The following is a 9,337-nucleotide window of genomic DNA, read 5'->3' as shown; positions in this document are numbered from 1 at the left end:
AGGTTGGGGCGGATTTTTTGTGGGATAAGGGGCTGGCGTTGTCATCCCGGTTAAGCGCAGCGTAGAGCCGGAATCCAAGGCGAGGTGGGCGGCTATGTGCTAGCGGACGACAAAGACCGAACATTTGGATTTCAGTGATATATTGGACGCCTTGGAGCCGAGGACATGCTCAACCAGTTTGGTCGGTCCAGACTGCAGGATGATAAGATCGATCTTGAGCTTCTCGGCGACGCGGACGACTTCATAGACCACGGATTCATGCACGGTGAACAAAGGGTCCATGGTTATGCCATGCTTCTGCGATTGACGCTTGGCGTATTCCAGAAAGTCCGGTTTGCGTTTTTCAGGCACATCCGCAATGTGCTTGCCTAGCGGATAGGCGACCGTCATCAATGTCAGCTGAGCAGACATGGCCCTGCCTATCCAGGCCGCTAGGTTGAGCGCCTTGTCGGCATGGTCTGCATGCTTCATATCGACGAGGACGAGAATGTTCCGGACCTCGAAGTTCAGGTCTTCCAGGGTCACTTCAGTCTCTGACATTTCATCTCTCCTGACCTGTTGAGGGGCTATTTCGTTGCCTGCGCTGCCTTGCGGGCGGATCGCTTTTCATCCAGCAGCCCGAGCAGAAGGCTGCCACAGGCGAGCAGCAAAACCAGGGCGAAAGGCGTTGCCGTCGCGATGATACCGGATTGCAGGGATTTCAGCGTGGACCGCCCCCCGCCATAGAGAAGCACAGAGGCGAGCGCGCCCAGCACATAAACCCAGAACAGCCTTTGCAAGGCGGGCGAAGTTGTCTTGCCGCCAGCGGTAATGCTGTCCACGACGAGGGCGCCGGAGTCTGCTGACGTTACAATGAAAACGAGCAGCAGAAGCAGGGAGGCAAATGCTGTGACACCAAAAAATGGCATTTCCGACAACATCTGGAACAGGACCAACGAGACCTGGTCAATGCCACCTGACAGGGCTGTGTCTGCACCATTGAAGATGTCGATGGCCGTCGTACCAAAAGCCGTGAACCAGACGATGCTGATCACTGCCGGGACAAGCAGAACGGCAGAAACAAAGGTGCGCACAGTGCGGCCGCGTGAAATGCGGGCGATGAACATGCCGACGAAAGGCGACCACGAAATCCACCAGGCCCAATAGAAGATCGTCCAACCATGGAACCATTCGGTATCCTGCCGCCCGGTCCAGTTGATGAGGGCCGGCGCATCGGTGAAATACGTGCCGATATTTTCAAAGATGCCTTTGAAGATGCTGACTGTCGGCCCGAAAACAATGACGAAGAGAAGCAGAAGAAAGGCGATGATCATGTTGAGGTTCGACAGCAGCTTCACCCCACCATCAACACCGCGCCAGACAGAGATTCCAGCCAGAACCGTCATCACCATGATGAGTAGAACCTGCTCTGTCAGACCAGCCTCAAATCCTGCCAAAAAACCGACGCCGGTCGCCGCCTGTGTCGCCCCGATGCCAAGTGTGGTGGCAAGACCGAAGACGGTGGAGATAACAGCCAGAGTGTCGATGATGTGTCCGGGCCAGCCCCAGATACGCTCTCCGATCAGAGGGTAGAAAATTGAGCGGATCGTCATCGGCAAACCGCGGCTGTGCGCGAAATAGCCGAGCGACAAGCCGATCACGGCATAGATGCCCCAAGGCGAGAGGCACCAGTGAAAGAGGGTTGCGCTGAAGGCCAAACGCCTTGCTTCTTCAGACTCAGGCGCAACATCCAGCGGTGTTCCAAACCAGTCCGTATAGAACGCCAATGGCTCCGCCGCGCCATAGAACATAAAGCCAATGCCGATGCCGGCGGCAAACAGCATCGCCATCCAGGAGAAGAAGCCGAATTCCGGCTCAGCCTTCGGCCCGCCAAGGCGAATGGAGCCGAGCGAGGAGACCGCCAGGCCGGCACAGAAGATGAGCATGGTCGTGGGGATGAGCGCAAAGAACCAGTCCAGATTTATCAGCGTCGCGTCTTTCATGTCCGTCAGGACACTGCGCACCGTGTTCGGCATGGCCAGCGAGATGCCCACAAAGCCGAGCACGATCGCGGCACTCATGAAAAAGACAGGGTTGTGAACGTCCAGACCTATGAAGCGGATATTATTGTCGCCGGCTTTATGTCCTGTGTCGTAGGTATATTCGCTGCCATCCGTCATATGCTCTACCGTTCACTCTTCCATAATTCTTGTGTGAGGGCTGAAACTCGCTCCAGGGCGCTTCAGTGTCTTCGATCACTGTCTCTTCCAGTGGAAGATGGGGCCCTTGCCCTTCTGAGACATGGGTAGTGATATGCGGCGGCATTAATCGCGTGCCAGGTCATTCCTGCTGCCCTGCCCCGCATTATGCGAACCGCAAGCGCCTCCTGAGGCGAGCAGCGAGATGCCCGGACAGGCGTTTGCCCCCCACCTGTTAAATTTTCAGACAGGTGAGTCAATGCTTTGAACACCGAAAGACTGGCGCACTTAGTTGCGCCTGATCAGCGAAGGACATAACAGCTAGGAACCCATATATCCCAATTAATATAAGACATATGCTCGCAAAATTCGCTACATGCCTGAAGGTGCAGCCCCATGCATATACTTTGATATTCTAAGGGATAGCCCGCACGCATGGTTCGCAACCACGAGACAAAAAAAGCCCGGCCGAAGCCGGGCTGAAAGGTATGGAGAGTAGGATGGACAGGATGAATCAGGCGACGTTCTCGAACTGATTCATCGTGTTGTGAACGCCGCCCGCTTTCAGGGCGCGTTCGCCGGCCACCATTTCCTTGAACGTGTCGCCAAGGTCGGAGCCGACTTCGTGCTGGTGCTTCACGGCCGACACGCCATTGCGGATTTCGCGGCGCTGGATCGTCTGCACATAGGCGGCCATTTTGTTCTCGCCGAAATATCCCTTGGAGAGTTCATCCATGGCGAAGGCCGTCATGTGGAAGGTTGGCAGTGTAATCAGATTGTGGAACACACCGGCACGGTCGCTAATGTCGTACTGGAAACGCTGCAGGCGGGCATCGGCTTCCTGGCCGAGGTCCGTTTCGTCGAAGCGGGCAGACATAAGCTCCGCCTCCGGATATTCCCCTTCGGAGATCTTGCCGGCGGCCAGCCAGTCTGCGCGCACCTGTTTGCGCAGGTTGAGCGTCCAGTTGAAGCTGGGGCTGTTATTGTAGGTCAATTTCGCATTCGGCACGACTTCCTTGATGCGGTTCACCATGCCGGCGATGATGTCGACATTCGGCGTATCCGTCTCGATCCAGAGCAGGTCTGCTCCGCCGATGGTCAGGCTGGCGATACAGTCTTCGACTACGCGGTCAGCACCCGTCCCTTCACGGAATTTGTAAAGACCGTTTGGCAGACGCACCGGCTTCACCAGTCTGCCGTCTTTCTGGAGGGCAACATCGCCATCCTTCAGCGGATTGGCTGGCGTGATGTCTTCCGTGTCGAGCCATTTGATGTATTCGGAGGCCAGATCGCCCGGCTGTTGCGAGACTGGGATCTTCTGCGTCAGACCTGCGCCGAGGCTGTCTGTCCGGGCGACGATAACGCCATCATCCACACCCAGCTCCTCAAAGGCCAGACGGCAGGCGCGCAGTTTTTCGATGAAGTCTTCGCGCGGCACAGTGACCTTGCCATCCTGGTGGCCACATTGTTTGGCATCAGACACCTGGTTCTCAATCTGGATGCAGCAGGCCCCCGCCTTGATCATTTCCTTGGCGAGCAGATAGGTCGCGTGCTCATTCCCGAACCCGGCATCAATGTCAGCGATGATCGGCACGACATGAGACTCAAACGTGTCGATGCGCTGGACGATGGTTTCGATCACGTCCGCAGGCGCGCCTTTTTCCTTGGCAGATTTCAGCTCACGGAACAGGTCATTCAGGGCAACTTCGTCGGCCTGGCGCAGGGAGACATAGATCTCCTCTATCAGATCCACGACAGCGGTTTTCTCATGCATGGACTGGTCAGGCTGGTGGCCGAAGCGGTTGCGTAGACCGGCGACCATCCAGCCAGAGAGGTACACATAGGTGCCCTTCGCTGTGCCACGCATGCGCTTCACCGATTTGATCATCTGGTGCGCGTGATAGCCGGACCAGCAGCCAAGCGACTGGGTGAACTTGCCATGGTCTGCATCATAGGCGGCCATGTCTTCGCGCATCACGCCAGCCATTTCGCGGGCGATATCAAGATGCGTGGAGTAGGTGTTCTGTAGCTTCAGCTGGACGATGTCATCAATGTTGATACCGGCAGGCGTGATGCCATCGGGATAGCGTTTCAGCACATCAGCGCGCAACTGGGCATAGGTGGGGCGTTTCGACATTGCATTGTCTCCTTGGTGGGGGTGTTTGGATGCTTGAGTATTCGGATCAGTCGAGGCTGCGCAGGGCCTCGTAGGCGGGCAGCGTCAGGAAGTCCGGCAGGTCTTTGCCTGTTGCGGTCTCGCTGAAGATTTCTGCAGCGAGTTCATAGCGGCCCTGTTCGTAAGCCTCGGCGCCGATCATCTCGCGGATGGCGGTCAGCTCTTCATCAAGGATGGAGCGGAACCATTGTGCAGTGAATTGCTTCGCCTCCCCGCTTTCGATTTTCACGTCAGCCTTGTGATGAATCCACTGCCAGATCTGGCTGCGGGAGATTTCTGCCGTGGCAGCGTCTTCCATAAGGTTATGTATCGGCACAGCGCCGCGGCCATTCAGCCATGCCGCCGTGTATTCGATGCCAACGGAAATATTCGTCCGCACACCTACCTCGGTGATTTCGCCCGTGTGCGGCTTCAGGAGATCCTTCTGGCTGATCGGCGGAAAGCTGCGTTGGGACAGTACCTGGTTGCAGGCGGTCATATGCTGGTTGAAGACATCCATGGCCACCGGAACAAGCGCAGGATGCGCCACCCAGGTGCCATCATGACCCGCGCGAACCTCTCGTAGCTTGTCGGCTTTCACCTTGGCAAAGGCGGCATCATTGGCAGCCTCGTCATTCTTGACCGGGATCTGCGCGGCCATGCCGCCCATCGCATGGGCACGGCGGCTGTGGCAGGTCTTGATCAGCAGCAGAGAGTAAGCCTTTAGGAAAGCACGGTCCATGCCGACCTGGGCGCGGTCCGGCAACACATATTGGCCATGCTGGCGCAGCGTCTTGATGTAGGAAAAGATGTAGTCCCAACGGCCGCAATTCAGACCGGCTGCGTGGCGGCGCAGCTCATAGAGTATCTCGTCCATTTCAAATGCGGCCGGCAGAGTTTCGATCAGAACCGTCGCCTTGATCGTGCCGACCGGAATGCCGAGTGCTTTCTGGGCGTGCTCAAACACTTCATCCCAGAGGCGTGCTTCAAGATGACTCTCCATTTTGGGCAGATAATAGAATGGGCCGACGCCCTGCCCCGTCAGCTTTGCGCCATTGTGGAAGATGTGCAGGCCGAAATCGAACAGGCTGGCCGATATTGGCCGACCATCGATCAGAAGGTGCGCCTCTTCCATGTGCCAACCGCGCGGGCGGACGATCATGACGGCGATCTCGTCCTTCAGGCTGTAGGATTTGCCATTCTTCGGGTCGGAATAGGCAAGTTCACCATTGGCGAAATCCTGCATGTTGACCTGACCTTCGATCATGTTTGTGAAGGTGGGCGAGGATGCATCCTCGAAATCCGCCATGAACATCTTCGCGCCGGAGTTCAGCGCGTTGATCATCATCTTGCGGTCCACAGGACCGGTGATTTCCACGCGGCGATCCTTCAGCACGGCAGGGATCGGGTCGACCTCCCAGCAGCCATTCCGGATATTTTTTGTCTGGGGCAGGAAGTCCGGCAGCTCACCTGCGTCGAAGCGGGCCTGACGGGCAATGCGGGCGGCGAGCAACTCACGGCGTCGCGGGCCGAAGGTGCGCTCGAGGTCAGCCAGGAAAGCCAGCGCTTCCGGTGTCAGCACGCGCTCCACACCTTCCGCGTTTCCGGCGATCTCTACCGAGTTGGCTTGGCTTGACGGCTTTTCGAGGATGGCTGTTGCAGACACGATGACAAACTCCCTTGCGTTGCTTTGTTGACACAACACTATTTACAGAGAGGCAATAAATCCAGTACATCAATGTTTGTATTGGGTTTTTTAGTTTGTCGTGTAAATATTAACACGATTGTTTTGTAAGGTTTGTAACATTTGAGAGTGCCCCTATGAGTGTCAGGAAAGAAAAAATCCTAATCGGCCCAAGGCTCAGGCGGCTTCGCCGGACGCTTGGGATCACACAGGCACAAATGGGAGAGGACCTCGGAGTCTCGGCCAGCTACATAAATCTGATTGAAGGCAACCAGCGCCCTATCAGCGCGAACCTGCTGGTGACGCTGGCGCAGGTCTATGACTTTGACATGACCGATGTCGGCGGCGCGGGCGATGCGCGGCTTGTTTCAGAATTGCTGGAGGCGCTGCGTGACCCCATTCTGGATGCGGGCCCTGTCGGCAAGAATGACGCCGAGGATATCGTTAACGCGAACCCGGACATCGCACGGGCCTTTCTACGCCTCTATACAAACCACCGTGAGCTGACGATGCGCCTCTATTCCGACGCCAACCCGCTGGCAGACCGGGAAAAGGTGGAAGTGCTGGAACAGTCTGATCGCAGCGTGGATTCGGTGAGGGAGTTCTTCCATGTGCACCGCAACTATTTTCCGGAACTGGATGAAGAGGCCGAAAAGCTATCTTCCGAACTGTTCCTCAGCACGGATGAACCGCACACCACGCTGACTGACCGGCTGAAAAAGAAGCACAACTATCAGGTGCGTATCGTGCCCACGCATGTGATGCCGAACCAGCTACGTTATTTCGACCGGCACCATAGGCGAATTGATTTGTCTGAATTGCTGCGCCAGTCCGGACGTCGTTTTCAGTTGGCAGTTCAGGTGGCGCTTCTGGAATACGCCCCCCTCTTCCGCGCGCATGTTGACCGCGCGGGTCTGCCGGACCGCAGCGCCGAGGAACTGGCCTATCTGAGCCTGGCGAACTATTTCGCCGCCGCGCTGCTGATGCCCTATTCCCGCTTCCTCAAGGAATGTGAGGCGACGAAATATGATGTCGAATTGTTGAGCCACCGCTTCGGCGCGAGCTTTGAGCAGGTGGCCCACCGCATGACGACGCTGCAACGGCCGGACGCACGGGGAATCCCCTTCTTCTTTGTCCGCATGGACAGCGCAGGCAATGTCTCCAAGCGCTTCAGCGCGGGACGGTTTCATTTCTCGAAATTTGGTGGCGCCTGCCCGCTTTGGAACATCCATGATTGCTTCGCCACGCCCGGACAAGTGCGGACACAGATCATCGAGATGCCGGACAATACGACGTATTTTTCCATTGCGCGCACCATGTCCCGCGCGGAAGGCGCCTATGACCAGCATCAGACAAAATACGCCATCGGGCTTGGCTGTGACATCGCCTACGCGCCGCGGCTGATCTATGCCCAGAATCTGAACCTTGAGGCCATGGTGCCCGAAAAGATCGGCGTGAACTGTTATCTGTGCGAACGTGAAAACTGCCCGTCGCGCGCTCATGCCCCCCTCAACAAAAAGCTGATCTTCGATACACGGTCTCGCGGGGTGTCCGTCTTCCGGTTCGAGACGGATTAGCTCGACGTGAAGGCCAGCCCGGCGGGCCTAAGAGTCCTGCCGGGCCTCAACCGCCTGCCGTTCATTCTTCCTTGCGAAGTATCGACGTGTTTCCGCGACAACTTTCGGCGAGAGAATAAGCGCAGAGACGAGTGTTGGAATAGACATCAGAGCAAAGCTGAGATCGATAAAGTTCAGGATCACCCCCATGGAGGAAACCGCGCCGAGCAGGATCGTACCGACATAGAACGCCGCATAGATATTCACCCGCCCTGCGCCAAACAGGAAAGAGAAGCATTTCATGCCGTAATATGAGTATGAGAACAGCGAGGAGATGCCGAAGGCCAGGATGCAGATCAGCAGAATGTAGCCACCAAAGCCCGGATAGGCCACCTCGAATGCGTTCGCCGTCAGGGTCACTCCGTCGCCATCGCCGGTCTGCCAGACACCGGTCATGAGAATGGCCAGCGCCGTCATCGTGCATACGATCAGCGTGTCGATAACCGGCCCCAGCATGGCGACCAGGCCCTCATGTACAGGCTCTGAGGTCTTAGCCGCGCCATGCGCCATCGGCGCTGTGCCAAGGCCCGCCTCATTGGAGAAGGCCGCCCGGCGCACGCCCAGCAGAATCAGCCCGCCCAGCGCCCCGCCAAATATCGGTTCGCCACTAAAGAAATTGGCACCAAAGGCATCTGTGAAGATGAGGGTGAGGTATTTCGGTACCTCGGCGATATTGAGCAGGATAATGCCGACAACCGCCGCGACATAGACCACCACCATGGCCGGCACCAGCAAGGCAGTCGCATGGCTGATCCGCTTCAGGCCGCCAAACACGACCGCGCCGGTCAACGCCATCAGCGTCAGGCCGATCACGGTGCTGGCCACACCGGCGGATTTGATGCCTGCAGGCTCCAGAGCGATCTCGCGCACGGCCTGGGTCAGCTGGTTGGCATTGAAGATGGGCAGGCAGCCCGCCATGCCGGCAATGCAGAACCAGATGGCAAGCGGCTTCCACCTTTTGCCGAGCCCCTCCACGATGACATACATCGGCCCGCCCTGCAGCACACCATCAGAATCCCGCCCGCGATACATAACCGCCAGAGAGCAGGTGAAGTATTTCGTCGCCATGCCAAGGATGGCAGAGATCCACATCCAGAAGATAGCGCCCGGTCCACCCATCTTGATGGCCACGGCGACGCCCGCAATATTGCCCATGCCGATAGTCGCTGCCAGCGCCACCGATAGCGCCTGGAAGTGACTGACAAGTCCCGGTGAAGACGTGCTGTCATGCTTGCCTGCCAGCACGCCGAGCGCAAGCTGGAAGTGACGGAATGGCAGGCCACGCGAGTAGAGGAAGAAGAAGAGGCCTGCGCCTGACACCAGGAAGACCAGCGGCGGCCCCCAGACAAAGTTCGCAGCCTGTCCGATAAACGCCGCAAACCGCGCCGCGAAAAACTCCATATAATATGTCAGCTCTGGCACATATACCCCCTGGGATCCCGACTAGTTTTCAGCCCGATAAACGGCTTCTTCCTTCTCCGCGCAAATATATGCCCAAATATTCCAGACATTCGTGGTCAGAACCTGGGCACGCAACTCATTTGCTGTCGTCACATCACCATTGAACCCAGCCCAGTTCGACAGGGCATAGGCAATGGTGGCATCACGGGCATTCCACTCTTCTAGCGGTTTAGCCGGGTCAAGGATTTCATCCGCAGATACCAGTCCCTTATAGTGTAGCGGTTCAGCGACCGTGAGACATTTT

7 protein-coding genes are annotated in these 9,337 nt (G+C 57.3%); 1 reads left to right on the top strand and 6 read right to left on the bottom strand.

The features are described 5' to 3' along the window. Positions 1-99: 99 nt before the first annotated feature. The 4 genes from HY2_RS13640 to aceB form a co-directional block, all read right to left on the bottom strand. Complete coding sequence (locus HY2_RS13640) at positions 100-540, bottom strand: universal stress protein (RefSeq protein ID WP_034828582.1); 441 nt, start codon at positions 538-540, stop codon at positions 100-102. A 26-nt stretch (positions 541-566) separates the two neighbouring features. Next, positions 567-2,159, bottom strand: coding sequence for a BCCT family transporter (locus HY2_RS13635; RefSeq protein ID WP_034828579.1), 1,593 nt, complete (start codon positions 2,157-2,159; stop codon positions 567-569). Positions 2,160-2,691: 532 nt separating this feature from the next. Beyond that, the gene (locus HY2_RS13630) at positions 2,692-4,314 is read right to left on the bottom strand and encodes an isocitrate lyase (protein WP_034828578.1); all 1,623 of its coding nucleotides are present in this window, start codon (positions 4,312-4,314) and stop codon (positions 2,692-2,694) included. 46 nt (positions 4,315-4,360) lie between these two features. After that, the gene (aceB, locus tag HY2_RS13625; RefSeq protein ID WP_034828576.1) at positions 4,361-5,998 is read right to left on the bottom strand and encodes a malate synthase A; all 1,638 of its coding nucleotides are present in this window, start codon (positions 5,996-5,998) and stop codon (positions 4,361-4,363) included. Positions 5,999-6,153: 155 nt separating this feature from the next. Here aceB and HY2_RS13620 point away from each other — a divergent pair, with 155 nt between their 5' ends. Continuing rightward, positions 6,154-7,593, top strand: a complete 1,440-nt coding sequence (locus HY2_RS13620; RefSeq protein WP_034828574.1) for a helix-turn-helix domain-containing protein — start codon at positions 6,154-6,156, stop codon at positions 7,591-7,593. A gap of 27 nt (positions 7,594-7,620) precedes the next feature. Here the strand turns inward: HY2_RS13620 and HY2_RS13615 are convergent, their stop codons facing one another. Then, positions 7,621-9,033 carry an alanine/glycine:cation symporter family protein gene (locus HY2_RS13615; RefSeq protein ID WP_034828572.1) on the bottom strand — a complete coding sequence of 471 codons (1,413 nt, stop codon included), beginning with the start codon at positions 9,031-9,033 and terminating at the stop codon, positions 7,621-7,623. 42 nt (positions 9,034-9,075) lie between these two features. Then, the coding region (locus HY2_RS17505) for a hypothetical protein (RefSeq protein ID WP_034828570.1) at positions 9,076-9,337 on the bottom strand (262 nt) is incomplete at its 5' end.

Source organism: Hyphomonas pacifica, assembly GCF_000682675.1.
GTDB classification, from domain to species: Bacteria; Pseudomonadota; Alphaproteobacteria; order Caulobacterales; family Hyphomonadaceae; genus Hyphomonas; species Hyphomonas pacifica.
Note: the sequence above shows the minus strand (reverse complement) of the source record. Positions and strands in the feature narration are given on the sequence as shown.